The following is a 23,135-nucleotide window of genomic DNA, read 5'->3' on the forward strand; positions in this document are numbered from 1 at the left end:
CGAACCTCCGCAGGTGCGTGCAGCACTCGGGGACGCCACCTCGTCGTGACGCCCGTCACCTGAATGTGCCTGACGGACGACCGGTAGGCAATGTCGTCCACCCTCCCGGAGCACGAGCACCTGGACCGACTCCCGGCGGTGCCGCCCGCACCGGAACCCGCCGCGACCACAGTCGACGGCCGCGGACCACGGGTGATTGACCGGATCACCCGTGGTCCGGATGCTGATCGGGTGCGCGGACGATGGCGGAACTGGGCCGGCAACCAACGCACCCGTCCGGTCCGCACCGTGCACGCCCGCGACACCGGCGAGGTCGCCGACACCGTGCGCACCGCGGCGCTCACCGGCCTGCGGGTGACGGCGCTCGGCAGCGGCCACTCCTTCACCGGGATCGGCGTGCCGGACGGCGTCGCACTCCGGCCGCCGTCGGACCCGGCCGGCATCCGGGTGGACGGCGAGCTGGTGCACGTGCCCGCCGGTGTGCCGCTGCGGGTGCTCAACCGCCGGCTCTGGCAGCACGGCCGCGCGCTGCCGAACCTCGGCGACATCGAGCAGCAGACCGTCGCGGGTGCGGTCGCCACCGGCACGCACGGCACCGGCGCCGGGTTCCAGGGGATCGCCGCGGCGATCCGGGGGCTGGAGCTCGTGGCCGGTGACGGGACCGTCCACCGGGTCACCGGCGGCCCGCTGCTCGACGCGGCGCGGGTCGGGCTGGGGGCGCTCGGCGTGCTCACCGAGCTCACCCTCGCCACCGTGCCCGCCTTCCACCTGCACGCGGTCGAGTCGGCCCGCCCGCTGGCGGAGGTGCTCGAGGGGCTCGACGACCTCGCCGCAGGCCACGACCACGTCGAGTTCTACTGGTTCCCGCACACCGAGGTGGCGGCGCTGAAGGTGAACGACCGCGCGGCCGAGGGCGACGGGCCGCGCCGCGGACGGGCGGTCGCCTGGGTCGGCGACGAGCTGCTCGGCAACGCCGGGTTCGGGCTGGTGTGCCGGGCCGGTGCCCTGGTCCCGCCGCTGGTCCCCCGGCTCAACGCGGTCCTCGCGGACCGGATGGCCGCCGCGGAGTACGTCGGCCGCTCCTACGAGGTGTTCTGCAGCCCGCGCCGGGTCCGGTTCCTGGAGATGGAGTACGCCGTGCCCCGCGCGGCGCTGCCCGAGGCGTTCGCCGGGCTGTGCGCCGCGGCCGAGCGGCACGCCCGCGACGTCACGTTCCCGGTCGAGGTCCGGGTGCTCGGCGGCGACGACGCGTGGCTGTCGACCGCGCACGGCCGCGACACCGCCTACCTCGCCGTCCACGTCCGTTCCGGACGTCCGCACGAGGCGTACTTCGGTGCCGTCGAGTCCGTCATGACCGCACTCGACGGGCGCCCGCACTGGGGCAAGCTGCACACCCGCACCGCGGCACAGCTGCGCCCGCTCTATCCCCGCTTCGACGACTTCGTCGAGATCCGCGACCGGCTCGACCCGGAGGGCCGGTTCCGCAACCCCTACCTCGACCGGGTCCTGGGAGTGCCGTGCGCGTCGCCGACCTGACCACCCCCGCCCTGCTCGTCGACGCCGGCGCCCTCGAGGCGAACCTGGCCGCCATGGCCACGGCGCTGCCGGGCCCGCGGCTGCGCCCGCACGTCAAGGCGCACAAGACGACCGCGCTGGCCGCCCGGCAGGCGGCGCACGGGCACCACGGCTTCACCTGCGCCACGGTCCGCGAGGTCGAGGGCATGGCCGCGGCCGGTCTCGGCGACGACCTGCTGCTGGCCAACGAGGTCCTCGACGCCCGCCGGCTCGGCGCCGTCGTGGCCGCCGGGGCCCGGGTGACGGTCGCGATCGACTCCCCCGAGACGCTGCGCGCGGCCGTCGACGGCGGCGTGCGCGAGGTGCTGATCGACGTCAACATCGGGCTGCCCCGCTGCGGGATCGCCCCGGACCGGGCCGGCGCCCTGGCCGACGACGCCCGCGCCGCGGGGCTGTCCGTGCGCGGGGTGATGGGCTACGAGGGACACCTGCAGCTGCTGACCGACGCCGCCGAACGCGCCCGGCTCACCACCGAGTGCACCGACCGGCTGCTCGCCGCGCACGCCGACGTCGGCGGGGACGTGATCTCCGGCGGCGGCACCGGCACCCACGCGTACAACACCGCCTGCACCGAGATCCAGGCCGGTTCCTACGCGCTGATGGACACCGCCTACACCGCCGCCGGGCTGGAGTTCCGGCAGGCGCTGACCGTGCTGTCCACCGTGATCTCGACGACCGCGCCGGCCGGCGGGATGCCCGGCTGGGCGGTCGCCGACGCCGGGCTGAAGGCGTTCGGCATGGACCACGGCAACCCGGCCGTCCCCGGCGCGGACGTGTGGTTCTGCTCCGACGAGCACCTCACGTTCGCCGCCGCGACCCCACCCCGGACCGGTGACCGGGTACGGGTCGTGCCCGCCCACATCGACCCGACCGTCGCGCTGCACGAGCGGATGTACGTCATCGACGGTTCTGCGGACGGCGGCTCGCGGGGCTCGGGGGCCGGCGACGGAATCGAGGACCGCGAGGTGCTCGACACCTGGACGGTCGACCTGCGGGGCTGGTGACGACCCGGACGGATCCGGCGGAACCGACCCGCGGATGGCATCCTGGGCTGTTCCGAACCCGACCCGAGCCGGAGGAGGCACCGATGTACGACACCGCATCCGTGGGCGACCGCATCGTGGTCGAAGCCACGATCGTGGACCACGGTCGGCGCCAGGGCGAGGTGCTGGAGGTGCTCGGTCGCGACACCGAGCAGCTCCGCTACCGGGTCCGCTGGAGCGACGGCAGCGAGTCCCTGTTCATCCCGGGACCGGACGCCCACATCCAGCGGGCCTGACGCCCGCCCGGCCCGGCGGCCGCGCGGGCGTCTGCTCCGCAGTCGTCAGGCGTGCCGCCGGGCCAGCGCCGCCAGCCCCGTGCCGAACACCCCGTCGGCGAACAGCTCGACCAGGCTGCCCTCGTCGGCGGCGTCGGCGTCGAACTCCACCCACCACTCGGCGAAGGTGTGCCCGACCGCCGTGACCGGGGCCAGCCGGACGGTGGACACGTAGCGGCGCACCGGGAACGGCGACTCCACGATCTCGTAGGTCAGCGAGTGCCCGCGGTCGTCGAGCGCGAGCAGGTTCTCGACGACGACGCCGCCGTCACCGAGCCGCAGGCGCCGCTGGGCGCCGATGTCGGTCCCGGTCGCGCCGCGGGTCAGCTCGCACGTCTCGATCGCCGGGTGCCAGCGGTGGATCGCGCCGAAGTCACGGATCTGCGGCCAGACCTCGGCCAGCGGTGCCGGGATCACGGCACTGGAGTAGGGGCGGGGCATCGTTCTCCTCCTCGAGAGCGGTCAGGTCGGTTCGGTGCGCAGGTGCGGGGCCTGCGCGGCGAGCTGGTCGAGCTGGGCCCGGACGGCCTCGAGCCCGGTGTCGGTCCGCAGGTCCAGGGCGATGGCGGCGGCGTGCTCGGTGGTGTCGTGGAAGCCCGCCCGGGCCACCTCGAGCCGGGCTCCGACCGAGCGGGCCACGGCCGCGCCGGGCGCCCCGGCCTCGACGTTCTCCCCGAGCCGGGCCATCCGCAGCGCCTCGGCGAGCTCGGTGTCCAGGCGGGTCCCGATGTCGCGCAGCCAGTCCTTCGCCGGGCCGTCCGGGACGGTCCGGACGACGCCGTGGAACGCGGTGACCGACTCGACGCAGCCGCTGTAGGCGCGGGCCCAGCGGGAGCCGGGCACCAACCCGTCCGGGAGGCCGGCCGGGGCGGCCGCGACCGCCTGCTGCATCGCCTGCTGTTCCTCGGGGCTCGCCGAACGCAGGTAGGACCGCGCCAGTGCCTGGACCGGCAGCCCCACGAACAGCACCGACGGCACCGCGCAGAAGATCACGCCGACGATCGCGCTCGCGACCAGACGGACCCCGAGGCCCGGGTCGCCGGGCTCCGGGACGTCGGTCAGACCGATGAGCCCGCCGACGAGCAGGCCCACGCCGACGCCGACGAGCAGGAACACCAGCCAACCGTGCGAGGCCAGGGTGTGCGACACGCGCCCGCCCCGCACCGCCATCCGCCGCCGCCAGTCGCCGCCCGGCGGCGGTGCGGGTCGCCTGGTCGCCATCATCCCTCCAGCGCGTTCTTGAAGGCGCGGGTCTGCTCGGTGAGCGCCCGCTCGGTGGGCAGGCGCTCCATCGAGGACGCGCCGTAGAACCCGTGGCAGACCCGCGCGGTGCGCAGCACGTACGCGGCGTCGTCGGGCATGGCGATCGGTCCCCCGTGGCACAGCACGAGCACATCGTCGCGGATCTCGAGCGCGGCCGCGGCCCATTCGTCGATCAGCGCGACGCAGTCGTCGAGGGTCTTCGCGGTCTCCGCGCCGATCGAGCCGCCGGTGGTCAGCCCCATGTGGCACACCACGATGTCGGCGCCGGCGCGGGCCATCGCCCTGGCGTCGTCGGCGGAGAACACGTACGGCGTCGTCAGCAGCTCCTTGGCCCGGGCGGCGGCGACGAGGTCGACCTCGAGCGCGAAACCCATCCCGGTCTCCTCGAGGTTGGCCCGGAACACACCGTCGATCAGCCCGACGGTCGGGAAGTTCTGGATGCCGGCGAACCCGAGGGAGGCGAGCTCGTCGAGGAACCGGTCGGTGAGCAGGAACGGGTCGGTGCCGTTCACCCCGGCCAGCACCGGCGTGTGCCGCACGACCGGCAGCACCTCCGCCGCCATCTCGACGACGATGTCGTTCGCGTTGCCGTAGGCGAGCAGGCCGGCCAGCGAGCCGCGCCCGGCCATCCGGTAGCGCCCGGAGTTGTAGACGACGAGCAGGTCGGCGCCGCCGGCCTCCTCACACTTGGCCGAGAGCCCCGTCCCGGCCCCGCCGCCGACGATCGGTTCGCCGCGCGCCGCCATCGCGGCGAACCGCTCCATCAGCTCGGCGCGGGTGAACCGCCTCATGCCTGCACCTCCCGCCACGCGGCCAGCACCGCGTCGGCGAACTCGGGGTCGTTGATGTGGTGCGGGACCCGCCGCACCCGGTCCGCGGCGCGCACCCCGGCGGTGATCGCGTCGAACAACGCGGTGTCCGCCGCCGGGTCGTGGAACGGCTGCCCGGGCGCGTCCAGTGCGGACACGCCGCCGAGCGGGAGCAGGAACAGCCAGGGTCCGGTCAACGCGTTCAGCTTGCGCGCCAGCCACTGGCCGATCGCCCGGTTCTCCTCCACCGTGGTCCGCATCAGCGTGACGGCGGGGTTGTGCTCGTAGATCAGCCGGTCGGCGAAGCGCTCGGGCAGCGTCGCGACCGAACCGAAGTTGACCATGTCGAGCGCGCCGCAGGAGCCGACGTAGGGCACCCCGGTCCGGGCGATCGCGTCGAGCCGGTCCTCGCATGCCGCCATCACGCCGCCGACGAGCAGGTCCGCGACCTCGGTGGTGGTCAGGTCGAGCACCGAGTCGATCAGGCCGGAGCCGACCAGCTTCTCCATCGACGCCCCGCCGGAGCCGGTGGCGTGGAAGACCAGCGCATCAACATCACCGCCATCGCCGCTGCCGCCGCTGTCGTCACTGCCGCCGCCGTCACTGTTGTCACCGCCACCACGGTCGAGGCGCTCGCGCACCGCAGTGACGCACGGGGTGGTCACGCCGAACATCGTCACGCCGACGGCGGGCCGGTCGGCCTGCGCGGACGGGGCCGGCGCGGCCACCGCCCCGGCCAGCATGTGGGCGGCGTTGCCGAGCACCCGTCGCGAGATCCGGTTCAGCCCGGCGATGTCGGTGACGGCGTGCAGCATCGCGATGTCGCTCGCGCCGACGTAGGGCGCGGTGTCCCCGGAGGCGACGGTGGAGACCATCACCTTCGGCACGCCCACCGGCAGGTCGCGCATCGCGGGCGTCACCAGCGCCGTCCCACCCGAGCCGCCGAGGGCGAGCACCCCGCCGACGTCGTCGCGGGCGGTCAGGAACGCGCGCAGCGCGGACGTCATGGCGACCACCGCGCTGCCGCGGTCGCCGGTGAACACCGCGTCCGCGCCGCCCGGATGGTGTGCGGCGACCTCGGCCGCACCGACGTCGACCTGCGCCGCCGCCCGGTCCGGGTCCTGGGTGGACACGTCCACCCGGCACACACCGACGCCCGCCGCGGCGATCAGGTCCGCCACGAACCGCAGCTCGTCGCTCTTGGTGTCGTAGGTGCCGATCACGTATGCCGTCGCCACACCGGAGTTCTACCGGTAGTCACCACTCCGGGGCGAGGGGCGGCACCGGAACGCCGCAGGGCACCATGTCACCAGCGTCCCGCTCACCCGGGCTCGTGACCTCGCGGGCCCCGACGTCGTTGGAGAGTCATGCTCGGTCATCCGGACGACCCCCGCGGCATCGTGCTCCCGCTCGACGGGCGGCCCGGCGGGCCGGACGCCGCCGCACCCGACCGCAACGGCGGACCGGCCCGCAACGGCGGCCAGGGCCACGGCGACCGGCAGGCCCGCCCCGGCCTGCCACCCGGTCCCGCACTGCTGCTGAGCTGGCACGCTGCCGGACCGGCCGAGGCGGACCGCGACTGGGGCACGACGCTCTCGGCGTCGAGCGAGCTGGCGCGCCGGCTGGCCCGCCCGGGCAACGGCCGCGGTCCGGAGCGCGGGCTGACCTACCGGCTCACGCTGCCCGAGGCGTTCGGCGCCGAGCCGCTGCTGCGGCTCACCGGGGCCGAGTCCGCCCCCGCGCACTCCGGCCCGTCGGCGCTGCTCCCGGTCGGCCTGCCCGGATCCGGCCCGGCCCCCGGCGCGGACCTCGGCCTGCTCGCGCTCACCCTGGCCACGGAGATCGCCACCAGCGGTACCCAGCACCGGGTGCTCGACGAGCTGACCACCGCGGTCGGCGAGCTCGCACCGTCCTGCGGGATGCGGCTGGACTCACGGCTGCGCGCGGCCGAGGAGTCGCTGCGCACGGCCCAGACCGAGCTGGCCGAGCACGGGGCGGTCACGTCCTCGGCCGGGCTGGACACCGCGGTGGCGAACCTGTCGGTGCTGCGCCACCAGACCCACGCCTGGATCGCCGGGTGGGAGCGCGTCGTGACCACCGCCGACGCCGCCGGGACGCCCGGGATCGGGCTGCGCGACCAGCTCGGCGAGGTCGGCAAGCTGGGCTGGGCCGGGTTCCCCGGTGCGGTGCACGCCGCCTATCAGGCCCTCGTGCTCGACGCGCGGCGGATCCTGCTCACCGCCGCCGACGACCTGCTGCGTTCGCCGAACCGGTCGCTGCCCGCGCTGCGGCCGCTGGTGGAGTCCGACCTCGCCGGGCGGGCCGCGGACGTCGGGCGGCTGCACCGGCTCCTCACCCGGCTCTCGGTGCTGCCGCTGACCGTGCGCAAGCGCTCCGGCGGCATGATGCCGAACCTGATCGCCGATCAGGCCGCCGCCAACGCGCGCACCCAGGCCCTCTTCACCCGGATGGCGAACGCGCTGCGCCCGCCGGCGTGGCCCGGGCACGTCGTGCTGGAGGTGCGCTCGCTGGAGACCGGCGAGCTGCAGGTCCTGCGGCCCGCCTGACGCGCCGACTCCCGCCCACGCCGCCGCGCCGCGCCCGGCGCGGGAACTCGTCGACTGTCACGTCGGAGTTCCCGGCCCAGCACCTGTGTGTCTTTCGGTGTGCGACGGGCGCGGCGACGGCGGGCGTCAGCGCGCGGCGGCCTTGGCCCGCTTGCGGGCGTCCTTCGCGGCGCCCTTGGCCTGCTTCGCCGCGTCGGCACCGGCGACCGCGGCCCGGTCGGCCAGGTCGGAGCCGAACCGCGCCGCCTGCGACTGCGCCTGGGTGGCCAGCATGGAGAGCCGGTCGGCGTACTCCGGGGCCCGCTTCTCGGCACGCGCCACGGCCTTCTGGGCCTGCTTCTCCCAGCGGGCCCGGCGCCGCTCGGCCTCGGCCAGCCACCGGTCGCCGGTCCGGCCGGCGGCCCGGCGGTACTGCGCGCCGCGCTTGTCGACGGCCTTCTCCAGCTTCGCCCCCTGCTTGTCCGCGGCCTTGGCGAGCTTGGCGCCCTTCTTCTCGGCCGCCTTCGCCTGCTTCTCGGCCTTGCGCGCGGCGCGCTCGGCGGCGGCGGAGAGCTGCTCGGACCAGGTCGACGCCTTCACCGAGGCCGCCTCACCGAAGTGCGCGGCCTGCTCGGACGCCCGCTCGCCCCACTCCGTGGCGCGCTCGCGCACGACCGGGCCGTACTCCTCGACCGCGTCGTGCAGCCGCTCGCGGCCACCGGAGGCCGCGGCCGCCAGCGAGGTGCCCGCACCGGCGATCCCGGCGGCGACCTGCGAGCCGGTGTCGGAGTCGGCCGCGGAGAACCGCGCCTGCACCTGCTCGGCGGCCCGGCGGGCGCGGTAGGCGTTCGACGGCTTGCCGTGGGTGTCGGCCGCGGCGATCAGCAGCCCGCCCAGCAGGCCGACGTTCTTGAGGAACTGGATCTGCTGCTCGTTGCGCTTCTGCTGGTCGGTCTCCTCCCAGAAGCGGTGCCCGGCCAGCGTCGTCGGGATGATCGAGGCGGCGAGCGCCGTGGAGGCCAGACGCGGGCACTTGCCGACCGCGAGCAGCGACCCGGCGGCGATCTTCACACCGGCGTCCACCTTGATCAGCGTCTCGTTGTCGGGACGCTGGTTCAGCGGCGCCTTCTCGACCACCCGGTCGAGTGCCGGGGCAGCCCGGTCGAACACCGGCTTGGCGGCCTGCGCATGCCCCTCCGACTGGCGGAGCGCGTTGACACCGCCGTAGATGAAGATGGCCGCGAGCATGGGCCGGGCTACTCGTCGCAAGACTGGCATGGGTCACCTTTCCCCGGTCTGCCACGTCCGCAAACCCGGGGCCGGGTGTGGCGTCACGACTGCGGTCTCGCAATCATGCCCGGGTGACGAACGGACGGCGGGCGATCGGGCTCGACATCGGAGGAACGAAGGTCGCCGGAGCGATCGTGGGCGAGGATGGCACGGTCCACGCCGAACTGCGGCGCAACACCCCGGACACGTCCGACGCGGGCACGATGAACGACCTCCTGTGCGACATGGTCGACGAGCTCCGCGCGGACCCGGCCGGGGCAGGCGTCGCCGCGATCGGGGTGGGCGCGGCCGGGATCGTCCAGTGGCCGGCCGGACGGATCCGCTGGGCCCCGAACAACGAGTACGAGAACTGGGACGTGCGCGGGGTCCTGGAGACCGCGACCGGGCTGCCGACCGTGGTGGACAACGACGGCAACGTCGCCGGGCTGGCGGAGGCCCGCCTGGGCGACACCCGCAACGACGACATGGTGCTGCTGACCGTCGGCACCGGCGTCGGTGCCGGGATCGTGCTCGGCGGCAGGATCTACCGCGGGCCGCACGGGCTGGGCGCCGAGGTCGGGCACATGAACGTCAACCCGGACGGGCCGCTGTGCGGCTGCGGCAACTACGGCTGCCTGGAGTCGGTGGCCTCGGGCACGGCGCTGACCCGGATGGGCCGCAGCGCCGCCGCGCACGACCCGGACGGTGCGATCGCCGGGCTGGCCCGCGCGGACGGTGGCGAGGTGACCGGCCTGCACGTGACGACGGCGGCGCTGGCCGGCGACGCGACCGCCCGGTCGCTGTTCCAGCGGCTCGGCCGGGCACTCGGCATCGGGATCGCCGGCATCAACGCGATCTTCGAGTTCGAGGTGGTGCTGATCGGGGGCGGTCTGGTCGACGCCGGCGAGCTGCTGCTCGAACCGGCCCGCCGGGCGGCCCGGGAGTTCCACTACGGCCCGCCGGAGGTCCGCCCCGTCCCACCGGTCCTGCCCGCTACCTACAAGGGCGACGCGGGCAAGATCGGCGCGGGCCTGCTGGCGCTCGAGGAGACGTGATCGGGACGTGGTGGCGGATCGGTGCCGGATCCGGCACCGATCCGCCACCACTCACTGATCACGACGGTGGAGGGCTACGCTCGCCGGGGTGACGCTCTTGCTCGGACCGGTGCTGCGGCACGTGGACGAGACCTCCGCCCTGGTGTGGGTGCAGACCGACCGGCGCTGCACGGTCGAGGTGCTGGGCTGTGCCACCGACACCTTCGAGGTCGCGGGGCTGCACTACGCCGTCGTCGTGGTCACCGGGCTGGAACCGGACACCCGCACGCCCTACGAGGTGCACCTCGACGGCGAGCGGGCCTGGCCGCGCCCGGGCTCGCCGTTCCCGCCGAGCGTCATCGCGACCCGGGGGCCGTCCACCGAGCGCCACCAGAAGATCCTGTTCGGCTCCTGCCGGTACGTGAAGCTCGCCGACCCGCGCGAGGCCCGCCGGTACGGCCTGGACGCCCTCGACGCCTACGCGACCCGGATGACGTCGCGCCCGCCCGAGGAGTGGCCGAGCGTGCTGCTGCTGCTCGGCGACCAGGTCTACGCCGACGAGCTCACCCCGCAGACCCGCCGCCGGATCGCCCGGCGCGCCGACCGGCACCCGGACTGGCCCGACGACGAGGTGGTCGGCTTCGAGGAGTACTCCGGGCTCTACCGCGACAGCTGGTCCGACCCGGAGGTGCGGTGGATGATGTCCACCGTCCCCACCGCGATGATCTTCGACGACCACGACATCCGGGACGACTGGAACACCTCGGGCGTATGGCGGGAACAGATCGCGCGACTGCCCTGGTGGCGCGACCGGGTCCGCGCCGGACTGGTCGCCTACTGGGTCTACCAGCACCTGGGCAACCTCACCCCGGCCGAGCTGGCCGCCGACACCGACTGGCAAGCGGTCCGATCCCAGGACGGCGACGCCTGGCCGCTGCTCGCCGAGCGGGCCGACCGGTGGGACGCCGAGACCGGCGCCGGCGCGGACCGCCACAAGGACGAGCGGTTCACCTTCTGCTGGGAGCTCGGCCGCACCCGACTCATCGTGATCGACTCCCGGAACGGCCGGATCGTCGAGTCGGCACCGCGCAAGATGGTCTCCGACGCCGAGTTCGACTGGATCACCGAGCGGGCGCTCGCCCCCGGCGAGATCGACCACCTGGTACTGGGGACCCCGATCCCGTGGCTGCTGCCCCAGGTCATCTCGGACCTGCAGGCCGGGGTCGAGAGGGCCGGGCACCGGCCGGGGCGGATCGGCCGGGCCGCCGAGTTCTTGCGGCAGGAGGCCGACCTCGAGCACTGGCCCGCGTTCGGGCACTCGTTCGCGCGGATGGCCGAGCTGGTCCGGGCGGTGGGGCGGCCGCGGGACGGGCGAGCGGCCCCGGCGACGGTGTCGATCGTGTCCGGCGACGTCCACCACTCCTACGCCGCGACCGCCGACGTGCACAGCGGCCCGGACGGTGACGTGGCGGGCGGCGACGCGGCGGGCGGCGTCGGCGACACGGCCCGCGTGCACCAGCTGACCTGCTCGCCGGTGCACAACACCGTGCCCGGATTCATGCGGGTGCTGTTCCGGCTCAGCTGGTCGCGGGCGCTCGCGCGGTTCTCCCGGCTGTGGCTGCGCGGGACCCGGGCCGCCGGGCGGGCCGGGGTGTCGTGGGAGCGGACGGCGGGGCCGCTGTTCGGCAATCTCATCGCGACACTGCAGCTCGACGACCGCCGGGCCGCGGTCCGCTTCGAGCGGCCGCGCACCGCCTCCACCCTGGACACGACCGCCGAGGTGGTGCTCACCGCGCAGGCGCCGACGCCGCGCGCCCCGGTGACGGCGAACCCGCACTGACCGGCGGGCGGCAGGCCCCGGCCGGGCGGCGCCGGGTGCGGCCGGGGCTGCGCACCGGCACCCCGAGCCCGGCCGAGCTCACAACCGGCCGCCCCGGAGCCCGGCCGAGCCCCGCACCGGCCGGCCCCGAGCCAGGCCGAGCTCAGGACCGGCCGCCCGAGTCCGGCCGCGTCGGAACCGACCGAGCTCAGTACTCCGTGCGCGCCAGCCAGGTCCGCCAGACCTGCGGGTCGCCGAGGACCTGGATCCGCTCGTCGTCGGCCGGGATGCGGCGCAGCACCCCCAGCAGCAGGTCCGCGGCGGTACCGCGGACGGCGGCGTCGCCCTTGCCGTGGCCGTGCTCCCACCCGACCCGGCCGCCGTCGGCGCGGATCATCCACTCCCCCTCGGCACCGAGCTCGTCGTCGGTCGCGTGCAGGTGCAGCGTCGCCCCCTCGGCCAGCGGCGCGTCGTCGGCGGCGGGGCGACCGGCCAGCAGGCCCAGCCACTCCGAGACCCCGTCGGCCGCGAGCTCGGGCGCGATCCGGAACCCGGCACCCGTCGCGATCGCCGCGTCGGCCCGGTGCACGGTGGCCTCGTGCAGCCGGCGCCGCACCCACCAGGCCGCCGGGCGCGGGCCGATGAACGTCCACACCGGAGCCTGCGGGTCCCGGGCCACCGCGTCGAGCAGCTCGGCGGCACCGTCACGCAGCCACCGGGCCACGACCGGCGGGTCGTCCGCCGGTGGCTTCCCGCCGGCCACCTCGCGCGGGTCCAGCCGCTCGGTCGCGCCCGAGGTGATCATCTGGGCGGCCCAGCGGTGCCCGCGCCCGACGTGGCGCGCGAGCTGCCGCAGCGTCCACCCCGGACAGGTCGGGACCTCCACGGCAGGATCGGCCGACTCCAGCAGCGCGGCGAGCCTGTCGTTCTCCGACATCAGCACCCCCGCATGGCGGTCCACAGTGCTGCGATCCGGTGTCTCGGACATGAATTCGGGTCCTCCCGTCGCCACTTTCCCGGCGCGTCACGCATGATGATCTTGTCGGTCGGGTAGGCATAGATCATGCCTCCGCACCGCGACTGGACGCGACGGGGAGCGGGGCGCGCGCTGTTGTACTGGCCGCTGGTGGCATTCCTGCTCGTCGCGGCCTTCCCCGCCCTCGCGGTGCCGCTCGTCGTCGGCTCGGGGTTCGGCCTGGTCGTGATCGGCACGGTCGGCGGAGCCGTCGGCAGGCTCCGGCGGGCGCAGCAGCCGGGGCAGACCCACCCGGACGACCGTACCGGGCCCGCACGGTCCGGCGAGGTACACACGGCGCCGGGCAGTGCGCCGGTCCGCCCCTGGCCCACCGGACGGCACGCCCGTCACCCGGCTTCCCGGCCCGGCCCGGCCGCGTCCTCCGGGGCGGCTGCGTCGTCCGGTACAGCGGCGTCATCCGGCCCGGCGGCGTCGTCCGGGGCGGCGGCGTCATCCAGCCCGGCGGCGGCATCCGGGGCGGCCGCGTCGTCCGGGACAGCGGCATCGTCCGGCGCCGCGGCGTCGCCCGGGGCAACCGCGGCCGGAGCAACTCCCGTGGGGACGAGCGCCCCCGGCACGAGCACCACGAACGGGACCGACGACGCCGGCGCGCCAACCGTGGCCCCCGGCCTACCCGCGCGCCGCAGCGCGGCCTGACTCTCCCGGCCCCGGCCCCGGCCCCGGCCCCGGAACACCGGCTCCCCGGTACCCGCCACCCCGCCCCACCACCTGGTGATCGCGATGTGACGCGCACCCATTTTCTTGTACGTCCGATACTAGGATGTCAAACTAAATTGGCCGGGGCCACCGCCGTCACCCCGGCGGGAGGATCGGGTCATGGCCGAGAGCAGCACACACGGAACGGGCGTCAGCACCGCCCCGGAGCTGCACGTACCCACTCATCCGGTCCGGTTCGTGACCGCGGCCAGCCTGTTCGACGGGCACGACGCGGCGATCAACATCATGCGGCGCATCCTGCAGAAGCAGGGCGCCGAGGTGATCCACCTGGGCCACAACCGCTCGGTGGACGAGGTCGTCACCGCCGCGATCCAGGAGGACGTGCAGGGCATCGCCATCTCGTCCTACCAGGGCGGGCACGTCGAGTACTTCTCCTACCTGGTCGAGCTGCTGCGCGAGCGCGGCGCGGGCCACATCCGGGTCTACGGCGGGGGCGGCGGCGTGATCGTCCCCGAGGAGATCGAGCTGCTGCACTCGCGCGGGGTCTCCCGGATCTTCTCCCCCGAGGACGGCCAGCGGCTCGGGCTCCCCGGAATGATCAACATCATGATCCGGGAGTGCGACACCGACCTCACGGCGGAGACCCCCTCGACGGACGGCTACGCGAACCCGGCCTTCGCCGACGCGGTGCTCTCCGGCGAGACCGCCACCCTCGCCCGCGCGCTGTCCCTGGCCGAGGCCGGCAAGCTCCCCGACGAGGTCCGGACGCGGATCGAGGCCTCCGAGCGCTCGGTGCCGGTCCTGGGCATCACCGGCACCGGCGGCTCCGGCAAGTCGTCGCTGACCGACGAGCTGGTCCGCCGCTTCCGGCTCGACCAGGAGGACAAGCTGCGCATCGCCGTCCTCGCCGTCGACCCGACCCGGCGCAAGGGCGGTGGGGCGCTGCTGGGTGACCGGATCCGGATGAACGCACTCTCTGGAGACCGGATCTACTTCCGATCCCTCGCCACGCGCGGCAACGACGGCGGGTCGCTGCCGGAGAAGCTGGGCGACACGATCGCGGTGCTGCGCTCGGCCGGGTTCGACCTCGTGCTCGTCGAGACCCCGGGCATCGGCCAGGGCGACGCGGGCATCGTGCCGTTCGTCGACCACTCGCTGTACGTGATGACGCCCGAGTTCGGCGCCGCCTCCCAGCTCGAGAAGATCGACATGCTGGACTTCGCCGACGTCGTCGCGATCAACAAGTTCGAGCGCCGCGGCGCCGAGGACGCCCGCCGCGACGTCGGGCGCCAGCTGGTGCGCAACCGCGAGGAGTTCGGCGCGAGCTGGGAGGACATGCCGGTCTACGGCACCTCGGCCGCGACCTTCAACGACGACGGCGTCACCGCGCTGTACCAGTACCTGCGCGACCTGCTCGCGGCCGGCGGCCTCCCGGTCGGCGAGGGCCGGCTCCCGGTGGTGGACACGAAGACCTCCAGCGACTATGCGGCCGTCATCCCGCCGGAGCGGGTGCGCTACCTCGCCGAGATCGCCGAGACCCTGCGGGGCTACCACGCCGACACCGAGACCCACGCCGCCGCGGCCCGGACCGCGCAGCACCTGCGCACGGCCCGCGAGCTGGCCGGCGAGTCGGTGCAGGAGGCGTTGGACCAGGCCGAGAAGCAGGTGCCCGCCGAGTCCGCGGAGCTGCTGGAGCAGTGGCCGGCTCGGGTCGCGGACTACTCCGGCGACGAGTACGTCTACACCGTGCGGGACAAGGAGTTCCGCACCAAGCTGACGCGCGAGACGCTGTCCGGCAACAAGGTCCGCCGGGTGGCACTGCCCCGCTACGACGACGACGCGGAGCTGCTGCGCTTCCTGCGCCGGGAGAACCTGCCCGGCTACTTCCCCTTCACCGCGGGTGTGTTCCCGTTCAAGCGGGAGGGCGAGGACCCGGCGCGGATGTTCGCCGGCGAGGGCGACCCGTTCCGCACCAACCGTCGTTTCAAGTACCTCTCGCAGGACTCCGACGCCAAGCGGCTGTCGACGGCGTTCGACTCGGTGACCCTCTACGGGCACGACCCGGACACCCGTCCCGACATCTACGGCAAGGTCGGTACCTCCGGCGTCTCGATCGCCACCCTCGACGACCTCGAGGCGCTCTACGACGGCTTCGACCTCTGCTCGCCGACGACCTCGGTGTCGATGACGATCAACGGCCCGGCGCCGACGATCCTGGCCTACTTCCTCAACGCCGCCATCGACCAGCAGGTGGCGAAGTTCCGCGACGAGCAGGGCCGCGAGCCCGACCCGGGCGAGCACGAGGAGCTCACGGCCTACGCGCTGGCGAACGTCCGCGGGACGGTGCAGGCCGACATCCTCAAGGAGGACCAGGGCCAGAACACCTGCATCTTCTCCACCGAGTTCAGCCTGCGGATGATGGCCGACATCCAGGAGTGGTTCATCGCGCACCAGGTGCGCAACTTCTACTCCGTCTCGATCTCCGGCTACCACATCGCCGAGGCCGGGGCGAACCCCATCTCGCAGCTGGCGTTCACCCTGGCGAACGGCTTCACGTTCGTCGAGAGCTACCTGGCCCGCGGCATGGACGTCAACGAGTTCGCGCCGAACCTGTCGTTCTTCTTCTCCAACGGCATGGACGCCGAGTACACCGTGCTCGGCCGGGTCGCCCGCCGGATCTGGGCGGTCGCGATGCGCGAGCGCTACGGCGCGAACGAGCGGTCGCAGAAGCTCAAGTACCACGTCCAGACCTCGGGCCGGTCCCTGCACGCGCAGGAGATGAACTTCAACGACATCCGGACCACGCTGCAGGCGCTGTGCGCGCTCTACGACAACGCGAACTCGCTGCACACCAACGCCTACGACGAGGCGATCACGACGCCGAGCCAGGAGTCGGTGCGGCGCGCGATGGCCATCCAGATGATCATCAACAAGGAGTGGGGCCTGTCGCTGAACGAGAACCCGCTGCAGGGTTCGTTCGTCATCGACGAGCTGACCGACCTCGTCGAGGAGGCCGTGCTCCGCGAGTTCGAGTCGATCGCCGAGCGCGGCGGCGTGCTCGGGGCGATGGAGACCGGCTACCAGCGCGGCAAGATCCAGGACGAGTCGATGCTCTACGAGCACCGCAAGCACTCGGGTGACCTGCCGATCATCGGCGTGAACACCTTCCTCAAGCCCGACGAGGGCGACGAGGAGCCGCAGGAGATCGAGCTGGCCCGGGCCACCGAGTCCGAGAAGCGTTCCCAGCTCGAGCGCCTGGAGGACTTCCAGTCCCGCCACCGCACCGAGGCCGAGCAGGCACTGCGCCGGCTGCAGGACGTGGCCACCGGCGACGGCAACGTGTTCGACGAGTTGATGAAGGCTGCCCGGGTGTGCTCGCTGGGCCAGCTCACCACCGCGTTCTTCGAGGTCGGTGGCCAGTACCGCCGCAACATGTGACGCCGGCCCGGGGCGGGGCCGCGCATCCCGCGCGCCCCGCCCCACGGCTCACCAGCGGCCGCGCTGGTTCGGCACCCGGGCCACGAACACGCCGGCCACGACCATCAGCCCGGCCAGCACCGCGAAGGTGATCCCACCGGCCCGGCCCGGGTCCCCGCTCGCGGTGATCACCGCGGTCATCACCGACACCGCGGCGATCCCGCCCATCTGCCGGAACATCGTCCGCAGCCCGGACACCGCGGCGACCTGGTCGGGCACCAGGTGCATGGCCGCGTTGTTCGCCGCCGGGGCGGCCAGGCCACCGCCCAGCCCGAGCACCGTGGAACCGAGGAACAGCCAGGTCGCCGGGTCACCGAAGGGCGGCGGCACGGCCGTCACCACCAGGCCCGCCGCGGTGGCGCCCAGCCCGACGAGCAGCAGCGGGCGGAACCCGGCCCGGCGCAGCAGCGCGACCGAGGCCCCGGACGCGGCGATCGTGCCGATCGCCCGCCCGGTCAGCAGCGCGCCGGCCACGAACGCCGCCATCTCGTAGCGGACCTGGGCGTACAGCGGCAGGGTCGCCGAGAAGCCGATCACCACGGCGCCGAAGACGACGTTGGTGATGTTCATGATCCCCAGGCCGCGCCCGGCGAGCAGCCGGACCGGGACGACCGGGTCGGGGCGTCGCCGGGAGTGCAGCACGAACGCCACCCCGGCCAGCACGGCGACGACCGCGGCCAGGGCGGTCAGCAGCACCCCGGACCCGGTTCCCGACCCGGAGGAGCCGAGCCGGGTGATCGTGAGCATCGTGGCCAGCAGGGTGAGCACGAGCAGGCCGATCCCGACGACGTCGACCCGGCCGGCCCCGCGGTGCGGCGGGTCGTCGACCAGCGCCAGGCCGAACGCCAGCAGCACCACCCCGAGCGGGACGTTGACCAGGAAGATCCCGTGCCAGGACCAGGTGGTGAGCACCAGCCCGCCCACCAGCGGCCCGAGGATCGCCCCGATCGGGAAGACGCTGGTGAACAGGGCGAGCGCCCGGTCCCGGTCGTGGCCGAACTGGTGGGCGACGACGCCGTTCGCGGCCGGGAGCATGATCCCGCCGGCGAGCCCCTGCACCAGCCGGCACGCGATCAGCGCGCCGATCGACGGGCTCAGTGCACTGAGCCCGGAGGTCAGCGTGAACAGTGCGACCCCGGCGAGGAACATCCGGCGCCCGCCGAACCGGTCCGAGAGCCAGCCCCCGAGCGGCAGCGCGAGGATCTGGCCGACGGCCGCACCCGTGATCACCCAGCCGGTCCACGCCAGGTCCGCCCCCAGGTCCCCGCTGATCGTCGTGATCGCGATGGCGACCGAGGTGCCGTCCAGCGAGAACATCAGCAACGCCAGCCCGACCACGGCGAACACCAGCTTGCGCCGGGGTAGTGGGGTGTCCGGCGGCGGAGCGCCGCCCGGCCGGTCGGTGTCGGGGACCGTGTCGGTCACGGAGGTACCACCTGCCTCTGCTGAAAGCGCTACCTCATGTGCTTACCACAAGCTAACTATTCGGCGGGCCCCCACCCGGCCCCGCACACACCGGGGGCCGGGCACGTGGTGATCACGTACCCGGCCCGCGGTGCTCCGGCGCCGCCCGCCCCGACCCGGGCGGCCACCGGTCAGGTCAGCGGCGCGCCTTGCTGGTCCGGCGGCCGCGGTTCCAGCCACCGAGGATGCCGAGGACCTCGACGAACGACTCGGCAGCCTTGGAGAGCTTTCGACCGGCCTTCTTCATCGGGTGTTCCTCCCGGGGATACGAGCTGATGCTGGGGGCGCCGGTCACCGTCGCAGACCAGGGACGACGGCCTGGCGAGGGGGTGTTGCTCCGTCCCGGTGGCGCTGCGGGCCGCAGTACTTCCGATCTGGAGATGACACCACCCGGACGGCGCAACCGGGCCCGGCGTGTCCGGTGGAGAACGTCCGTCCGGAGCAGTGTGAATCGGCGCACCGTCGCCCGACACGTCCGATGAGGGAAACCCTGCCCGGGACCACCGGCCGCTCAGGCCGGCGCCGGGATGCGCCGCAGCGCCAGGGCCAGCACGAGCGCGCCCGCCAGCAGGGCGCTGACGTAGCAGACCACACCGAACCAGCCGGCCTGGTCGTAGGCGATCCCGCCGACCGCTCCCCCGGCGCTGGAGCCGGCGTAGTACCCGACCAGGTACAGGGAGGACGCCTGGGCCGGCACCGCCCCGGGCAGCAGTACCGACCGGCGCCCGACCCAGCTGCTGGCGACCGAGTGCGCCCCGAAGAACCCGACCGTGACCAGCAGCAGCCCGGCCAGCACGGAGCCGAGCACGTCCGGCAGCGTCACCCAGGCCCCGGCGAGGGCGAGCAGGGTGGCGACCCACAGCACCGGGCGGCGGCCGAACCGGTCCCCCAGCAGCCCGGCCCGGGTCGACGCCCAGCTGCCGGCGAGGTAACCGAGGAAGACCAGCCCGACGAGCGTGCCGGGCAACGAGAACGGCGGGGCGAGCAGCCGGAACCCGAGGTAGTTGTAGACCGTCACGAACGCGCCCATCAGCAGGAACGCCATCCCGAACAGGCACAGCAGGCCGGGGTCGGCGAGATGGCGGCGCAGCGGCCCGCCGAGCTCGCGCAGCCGGGTCCGCTGCGGGGTGGGCGCGGTCGGCTCCGGCAGCAGGAACCGGAACGCCACCGTCGCCAGCACCGACACCGCGCCGACGGCGGCCAACCCGGCCCGCCAGCCGCCGGCCTCGGCGACCCAGGCCGCGATCAGGCGTCCGGAGAGCCCACCGAGAGTGTTGCCGGCGATGAGCAGGCCGACGGCGCCGCCGAGGTGGCGCGCGGTGACCTCGTGCGTCAGGTGCGCCATCGACAGCGCGGGCAGCGCGGCCAGCGTGATCCCCTGCAGGGCGCGCACGGCCACGAGCGCGCCGAAGCTCGGCGCGAACGGCGCGAGCAGGGCCAGCACCGCGGAGGCGCCCAGCGCCCACGTCATCACCCGCGTCCGGCCCCAGGACTCGGTGACCGCGGACAGCGGCAGCACCGCGAGGGCGAGCGTGCCGGTGGTCGCCGAGAGCGCGAGGCTGGCCATCGACGAGCCGACGCCGAACTCCGCCGAGAGCCCGGGCAGCAGCCCCTGGACGCTGTAGACCAGCACGAACGTCGCCATGCCGGACAGCCACAGCGCGGCGCCGAGCCGGCGGAACCCCGGGGTGCCGCGTTCGTGGGCGGGCGCGAGGCGGGCGGTGGCGGTCCCGGCGCGTTCGGTCGTTGTCATCGCGTACGACCATAGGGATGCCACATCGAATGCGTCCAATGCATGCCTCCCCCGGCTAACATGCAGATGTGCATGAATCTCTGGCCCCGGCGCTGCACCGCTTCGCCGCCGTCGCCCACGACGGGCACCTCACCCGGGCCGCCGAGCGGATCGGCGTGCCGCAACCGACGCTCTCCCGGGCGATCGCCCGCCTCGAGGACGAGCTGGGCGTCGCGCTGTTCCACCGGGTCGGGCGCGGGCTGCGGCTGACCCCGGCCGGGCGGACGCTGCTGCCGCGCGCCGAGGCCGCGCTCGCCGAGCTGGCCGCGGCCGCCGCGGAGCTGGCCGGCGACACCGACCCCGCGACCGGGCGGGTCGCGTTCGGTTTCCTCGGCACGCTCGGCACCGAGGTCGTGCCGCGGATCCTGCGCGGCTTCCGGGACGCGCACCCGCGGGTGCGGATCGAGCTGGTGCAGAACCCGCACGCGGAGCTGCTCGACCGGGTCCGCGACGGCACCGTCGACCTCGCGCTGACCTCGCCGATGCCCGACGAGCCCGGCCTCACCGCGACCGCGCTGGCCGAGGAGGAGCTGCGCCTGGTCGTCCCGGCCGGGCACCGGCTGGCCGGGCGCCCGGCGGTGGACCTCGCCGAGGTCGCCGACGAACCGTTCCTGCTCTTCGCCCGCGGGTACGGGCTGCACGGCACCGTCGAGGCGTGGTGCGAGCAGGCGGGGTTCCGGCCGCGCCGCGCGTTCGAGGGCGGCGAGACCGGAACGCTGCGCGGGCTGGCCGGTGCCGGGCTCGGCGTCGCGCTGCTGCCGCTCGGGCCGGCCGTCCCGGGTGTGGTGCAGCTGCCGGTGCGGGCACCGCGCACGGTGCGGACGCTCGGGATGGTGCACGCGGCGGGCGACCGGCCGACCCCGCCGGTCGGTGATCTGCGTGCCTTCGTCGCCGAGCACGGCCCCCGGTTGCTGTCCCACGGGTTACCGTCGGCGCCGTGGAACGTGTGATCGACGACGAGGGCCGCGAGGTGGCTGTTCCGGCAGCGGTACGACGGGTGGTGTCGCTGGTGCCGTCGCTGACCGAGGCCGTCGAGGCGACCGCGCCGGGCACCGTGGTCGGGGCGACCGACTGGTGCACCCATCCCGCCGACCTGGCCGCCGAGCGGGTCCGCGGCACCAAGAACCCGGACATCGAGAGGATCGTCGCGCTCGCGCCGGACCTGGTGCTCGCCAACCAGGAGGAGAACCGGCCACCGGACCTGGACGCGCTGCGCGCGGCCGGCCTCGCGGTCTACGTCACCGACATCCGCGACGTCGACGGCGGGCTCGCCTCGCTCGGCCGGATGCTCGCCGCCTGCGGACTCGGCGAACCGGACTGGCTGCGGGAGGCACGCACGATCTGGGACCGGATCGAGCCCGCGACGCCGCGGCTGCGCGCGGTCGTGCCGATCTGGCGCAAGCCCTGGATGGCGGTCGGGTCGGACACCTTCACCGGTGCCGTGCTGGACCGGCTCGGGATCGACAACGTCCTGGCCGACTCCCCCGAGCGCTACCCGAGGATCGACCCCACCGCGCTGCCCGAGCACGACCTGGTGGTGCTGCCCGACGAGCCCTACACCTTCACCGCCGACGACGGCCCGGAGGCCTTCGCGGCCCCGTCCGCCCTGGTCAGCGGCCGGCTGCTGACCTGGTACGGCCCCAGCCTCGTGGAAGCCGGGCAGTTGGCGGCCTGTGAGTGGTTATCGCGGTCCTGACCGCGATAACCACTCACGAGCGGCCGGCCCACACCCCCGTCAGGACGAAGCCGAGGTGGCGGCGCCAGACCTCGTCGTCGCCCTCGGACCACGCGATCACCTGCGCCATCGACCGCACGAGCATCCCGAGGTCGGACGGGCCGAAGTCCGCGCGCAGCACGCCCGCGTCGCGGGCCCGTCCGAGCACCTGCTCGACGACCCCGCCCCCGCGCCCGCACTCGGCGGGGACCGCCGTGGGCCCGGGCGGTCGCCCCTGCAGGATCGCGTCGTTGATCGCGCGGTCGGCGGCCTGCATCTCGAACATCCCGTACAGGAAGGTGGTGAACCCGCTCCACGGGTCCCCGGCCGCGCACGCATGGGCGGCGAGCCGGTCGAGCTCGCCCACCCGGTCGGGCAGCACGGCGTCGATCAGCGCACCGCGGTTCGGGAAGTGGTTGTAGAGCGTGCCGATGCTGACACCGGCCCGCTTCGCCACCCGGTCCAGCGGGACGTCGACACCGCTGCCGGTGAAGAGCTCCGTCGCCGCGGCGACCAGCCGCTCCCGGTTACGGAGGGCGTCGGCGCGCAGCGGTCGAGTCACCGCGTCACCGTAACAACTTGAGGGCCACCTCAGGTTGCTGTAATAAGTTGAGTATGACCTCAACTTACCCCGTCCTGCTCGTCGTCGGCGTCGGACCGGGCCTCGGCCTGTCCGTCGCACGCCGCTTCGGCCGCGAGGGCTACGCCGTCGCGCTCATCTCACGCTCGTCCGACCGTCATCCCGGCTACCTGCACACCCTCGCCGACGCCGGGATCGAGGCGGCCGCGTTCGCCGCGGACGCGAGCGACACCGCCCAGCTGCGTGCGGCGATCTCCGCGGCCCGCGAGCGGTTCGGCCGGATCGACGTGCTGTCGTTCGGCCCGGGTGCGCTCAACACGGTGCGCCCCGGGGACATCACCGCACTCACGCCGGACGAGGTGCGGGCCATGTCCGCGGCGGTCCTGGAACCCGCCGTCGACGCGGTCGGGCAGGTGCTGCCGGAGATGCGCGAGCGCGGCACCGGCGGGCTGCTGTTCGCCGGCGGGGCGAGCAGCGTCGTACCGATGCCTGCGCTCGGCGCACTCGCGCTCGGGGGCGCGGCGCTACGGAACTACGCGCTCACGTTGCACGCCGCGCTCGCCGACGAGGGTGTCCACGCGGGGACGCTCACCATCGGCGGGCTGATCGAGCGCGGGGACATCCACACGGCGTTGTCGGCCGACGCGGCAGCGACGGGCGGGACGCTGCCGCCGACCCTGGACCCGGACGAGCTCGCCGACACCGTCTGGACCCTGTACCGCGACCGGGACCGAGTGGAGGCCATGGCTGGTGAGTGGTTATCGCGGTCCTGACCGCGATAA

The 23,135-nt window shown here is 74.3% G+C and carries 21 protein-coding genes; 10 read left to right on the forward strand and 11 right to left on the reverse strand.

Annotated elements, in window-relative coordinates; genetic code table 11:
- Nucleotides 1-231: 231 nt before the first annotated feature.
- The 3 genes from BM093_RS13615 (at nucleotide 232) to BM093_RS13625 (ending at nucleotide 2,854) form a co-directional block, all read left to right on the forward strand.
- Complete coding sequence (locus BM093_RS13615) at nucleotides 232-1,536, forward strand: D-arabinono-1,4-lactone oxidase (protein WP_218162762.1); 1,305 nt, start codon at nucleotides 232-234, stop codon at nucleotides 1,534-1,536.
- Nucleotides 1,518-2,579, forward strand: coding sequence for an alanine racemase (locus BM093_RS13620; protein ID WP_093342493.1), 1,062 nt, complete (start codon nucleotides 1,518-1,520; stop codon nucleotides 2,577-2,579). Before BM093_RS13615 ends, BM093_RS13620 begins: the two co-directional genes overlap by 19 nt.
- An 83-nt stretch (nucleotides 2,580-2,662) precedes the next feature.
- Nucleotides 2,663-2,854: a DUF1918 domain-containing protein gene (locus BM093_RS13625; protein ID WP_177238460.1), complete on the forward strand. Its 192-nt coding sequence runs from the start codon at nucleotides 2,663-2,665 to the stop codon at nucleotides 2,852-2,854.
- Between the two features lie 45 nt (nucleotides 2,855-2,899).
- On the opposite strand, the gene BM093_RS13630 is transcribed toward BM093_RS13625, so the two are convergent.
- The 4 genes from BM093_RS13630 to BM093_RS13645 are packed head-to-tail and all read right to left on the reverse strand — an operon-like array spanning nucleotide 2,900 to nucleotide 6,203.
- Complete coding sequence (locus tag BM093_RS13630) at nucleotides 2,900-3,334, reverse strand: SRPBCC family protein (RefSeq protein ID WP_093342495.1); 435 nt, start codon at nucleotides 3,332-3,334, stop codon at nucleotides 2,900-2,902.
- A gap of 21 nt (nucleotides 3,335-3,355) precedes the next feature.
- Nucleotides 3,356-4,114, reverse strand: a complete 759-nt coding sequence (locus BM093_RS13635; RefSeq protein WP_093342497.1) for a hypothetical protein — start codon at nucleotides 4,112-4,114, stop codon at nucleotides 3,356-3,358.
- The gene (locus BM093_RS13640; protein ID WP_093342500.1) at nucleotides 4,114-4,947 is read right to left on the reverse strand and encodes a phosphoenolpyruvate hydrolase family protein; all 834 of its coding nucleotides are present in this window, start codon (nucleotides 4,945-4,947) and stop codon (nucleotides 4,114-4,116) included. The genes BM093_RS13635 and BM093_RS13640 overlap by 1 nt, the downstream gene beginning before the upstream one ends.
- Nucleotides 4,944-6,203 (reverse strand): Tm-1-like ATP-binding domain-containing protein, encoded by a 1,260-nt coding sequence (locus BM093_RS13645; protein WP_093342504.1) that lies wholly within the window; start codon nucleotides 6,201-6,203, stop codon nucleotides 4,944-4,946. Before BM093_RS13645 ends, BM093_RS13640 begins: the two co-directional genes overlap by 4 nt.
- 129 nt (nucleotides 6,204-6,332) lie before the next feature.
- Between BM093_RS13645 and BM093_RS13650 the strand changes: the two genes are divergently transcribed.
- The gene (locus BM093_RS13650; RefSeq protein WP_093342505.1) at nucleotides 6,333-7,532 is read left to right on the forward strand and encodes a hypothetical protein; all 1,200 of its coding nucleotides are present in this window, start codon (nucleotides 6,333-6,335) and stop codon (nucleotides 7,530-7,532) included.
- A gap of 126 nt (nucleotides 7,533-7,658) precedes the next feature.
- Here BM093_RS13650 and BM093_RS13655 read toward each other — a convergent pair whose 3' ends face one another.
- A complete protein-coding gene (locus tag BM093_RS13655) occupies nucleotides 7,659-8,759 on the reverse strand; it encodes a DoxX family protein (RefSeq protein ID WP_177238461.1) in 1,101 nt (366 codons plus the stop codon).
- Nucleotides 8,760-8,872: 113 nt separating this feature from the next.
- On the opposite strand from BM093_RS13655, the gene BM093_RS13660 reads away from it, so the two are divergent.
- On the forward strand, nucleotides 8,873-9,835 hold the full coding sequence (locus BM093_RS13660) for an ROK family protein (protein ID WP_093342508.1): 963 nt from the start codon (nucleotides 8,873-8,875) through the stop codon (nucleotides 9,833-9,835).
- Nucleotides 9,836-9,923: 88 nt separating this feature from the next.
- Nucleotides 9,924-11,654, forward strand: coding sequence for an alkaline phosphatase D family protein (locus tag BM093_RS13665; RefSeq protein ID WP_093342511.1), 1,731 nt, complete (start codon nucleotides 9,924-9,926; stop codon nucleotides 11,652-11,654).
- A 187-nt stretch (nucleotides 11,655-11,841) separates the two neighbouring features.
- On the opposite strand, the gene BM093_RS13670 is transcribed toward BM093_RS13665, so the two are convergent.
- Entirely contained in the window at nucleotides 11,842-12,621 is a 780-nt protein-coding gene (locus BM093_RS13670; RefSeq protein ID WP_218162763.1) for a maleylpyruvate isomerase family mycothiol-dependent enzyme, read from the reverse strand.
- A 374-nt stretch (nucleotides 12,622-12,995) separates the two neighbouring features.
- Nucleotides 12,996-13,406 (reverse strand): hypothetical protein, encoded by a 411-nt coding sequence (locus tag BM093_RS13675; RefSeq protein ID WP_093342517.1) that lies wholly within the window; start codon nucleotides 13,404-13,406, stop codon nucleotides 12,996-12,998.
- 79 nt (nucleotides 13,407-13,485) lie between these two features.
- On the opposite strand from BM093_RS13675, the gene icmF reads away from it, so the two are divergent.
- Nucleotides 13,486-16,764, forward strand: a complete 3,279-nt coding sequence (gene icmF, locus BM093_RS13680; RefSeq protein ID WP_093342520.1) for a fused isobutyryl-CoA mutase/GTPase IcmF — start codon at nucleotides 13,486-13,488, stop codon at nucleotides 16,762-16,764.
- 48 nt (nucleotides 16,765-16,812) lie between these two features.
- Here the strand turns inward: icmF and BM093_RS13685 are convergent, their stop codons facing one another.
- The 3 genes from BM093_RS13685 to BM093_RS13690 all read right to left on the reverse strand — a co-directional run bounded on the left by BM093_RS13685 (nucleotide 16,813) and on the right by BM093_RS13690 (nucleotide 20,020).
- Nucleotides 16,813-18,228, reverse strand: a complete 1,416-nt coding sequence (locus BM093_RS13685) for an MFS transporter (RefSeq protein WP_245773503.1) — start codon at nucleotides 18,226-18,228, stop codon at nucleotides 16,813-16,815.
- A 175-nt stretch (nucleotides 18,229-18,403) separates the two neighbouring features.
- On the reverse strand, nucleotides 18,404-18,562 hold the full coding sequence (locus tag BM093_RS35920) for a hypothetical protein (protein ID WP_177238462.1): 159 nt from the start codon (nucleotides 18,560-18,562) through the stop codon (nucleotides 18,404-18,406).
- A 216-nt stretch (nucleotides 18,563-18,778) separates the two neighbouring features.
- Nucleotides 18,779-20,020, reverse strand: coding sequence for an MFS transporter (locus BM093_RS13690; RefSeq protein ID WP_093342523.1), 1,242 nt, complete (start codon nucleotides 20,018-20,020; stop codon nucleotides 18,779-18,781).
- Between the two features lie 68 nt (nucleotides 20,021-20,088).
- Between BM093_RS13690 and BM093_RS13695 the strand changes: the two genes are divergently transcribed.
- On the forward strand, nucleotides 20,089-21,009 hold the full coding sequence (locus BM093_RS13695; RefSeq protein WP_218162764.1) for a LysR family transcriptional regulator: 921 nt from the start codon (nucleotides 20,089-20,091) through the stop codon (nucleotides 21,007-21,009).
- On the forward strand, nucleotides 21,006-21,755 hold the full coding sequence (locus BM093_RS13700; RefSeq protein WP_218162766.1) for a helical backbone metal receptor: 750 nt from the start codon (nucleotides 21,006-21,008) through the stop codon (nucleotides 21,753-21,755). The genes BM093_RS13695 and BM093_RS13700 overlap by 4 nt, the downstream gene beginning before the upstream one ends.
- A gap of 13 nt (nucleotides 21,756-21,768) precedes the next feature.
- Here BM093_RS13700 and BM093_RS13705 read toward each other — a convergent pair whose 3' ends face one another.
- A complete protein-coding gene (locus BM093_RS13705) occupies nucleotides 21,769-22,335 on the reverse strand; it encodes a TetR/AcrR family transcriptional regulator (RefSeq protein WP_093342530.1) in 567 nt (188 codons plus the stop codon).
- 53 nt (nucleotides 22,336-22,388) lie between these two features.
- Between BM093_RS13705 and BM093_RS13710 the strand changes: the two genes are divergently transcribed.
- Nucleotides 22,389-23,126, forward strand: coding sequence for an SDR family NAD(P)-dependent oxidoreductase (locus tag BM093_RS13710; RefSeq protein WP_093342533.1), 738 nt, complete (start codon nucleotides 22,389-22,391; stop codon nucleotides 23,124-23,126).
- Nucleotides 23,127-23,135 lie beyond the last annotated feature (9 nt).

Source organism: Pseudonocardia ammonioxydans, assembly GCF_900115005.1.
In the GTDB taxonomy this organism is placed as follows: Bacteria; Actinomycetota; Actinomycetes; order Mycobacteriales; family Pseudonocardiaceae; genus Pseudonocardia; species Pseudonocardia ammonioxydans.

What these genes read in the sequence shown, in the direction of transcription:
- BM093_RS13650 (WP_093342505.1), top strand. Translation starts at nt 6,333, where the DNA reads ATGCTCGGTCATCCGGACGACCCCCGCGGCATCGTGCTCCCGCTCGAC.
- BM093_RS13655 (WP_177238461.1), bottom strand. Translation starts at nt 8,759, where the DNA reads ATGCTCGCGGCCATCTTCATCTACGGCGGTGTCAACGCGCTCCGCCAG.
- BM093_RS13690 (WP_093342523.1), bottom strand. Translation starts at nt 20,020, where the DNA reads ATGACAACGACCGAACGCGCCGGGACCGCCACCGCCCGCCTCGCGCCC.
- BM093_RS13675 (WP_093342517.1), bottom strand. Translation starts at nt 13,406, where the DNA reads ATGGGTGCGCGTCACATCGCGATCACCAGGTGGTGGGGCGGGGTGGCG.
- BM093_RS13635 (WP_093342497.1), bottom strand. Translation starts at nt 4,114, where the DNA reads ATGGCGACCAGGCGACCCGCACCGCCGCCGGGCGGCGACTGGCGGCGG.
- BM093_RS13670 (WP_218162763.1), bottom strand. Translation starts at nt 12,621, where the DNA reads ATGTCCGAGACACCGGATCGCAGCACTGTGGACCGCCATGCGGGGGTG.
- BM093_RS13640 (WP_093342500.1), bottom strand. Translation starts at nt 4,947, where the DNA reads ATGAGGCGGTTCACCCGCGCCGAGCTGATGGAGCGGTTCGCCGCGATG.
- BM093_RS13625 (WP_177238460.1), top strand. Translation starts at nt 2,663, where the DNA reads ATGTACGACACCGCATCCGTGGGCGACCGCATCGTGGTCGAAGCCACG.
- BM093_RS13630 (WP_093342495.1), bottom strand. Translation starts at nt 3,334, where the DNA reads ATGCCCCGCCCCTACTCCAGTGCCGTGATCCCGGCACCGCTGGCCGAG.
- BM093_RS13710 (WP_093342533.1), top strand. Translation starts at nt 22,389, where the DNA reads ATGACCTCAACTTACCCCGTCCTGCTCGTCGTCGGCGTCGGACCGGGC.
- icmF (WP_093342520.1), top strand. Translation starts at nt 13,486, where the DNA reads ATGGCCGAGAGCAGCACACACGGAACGGGCGTCAGCACCGCCCCGGAG.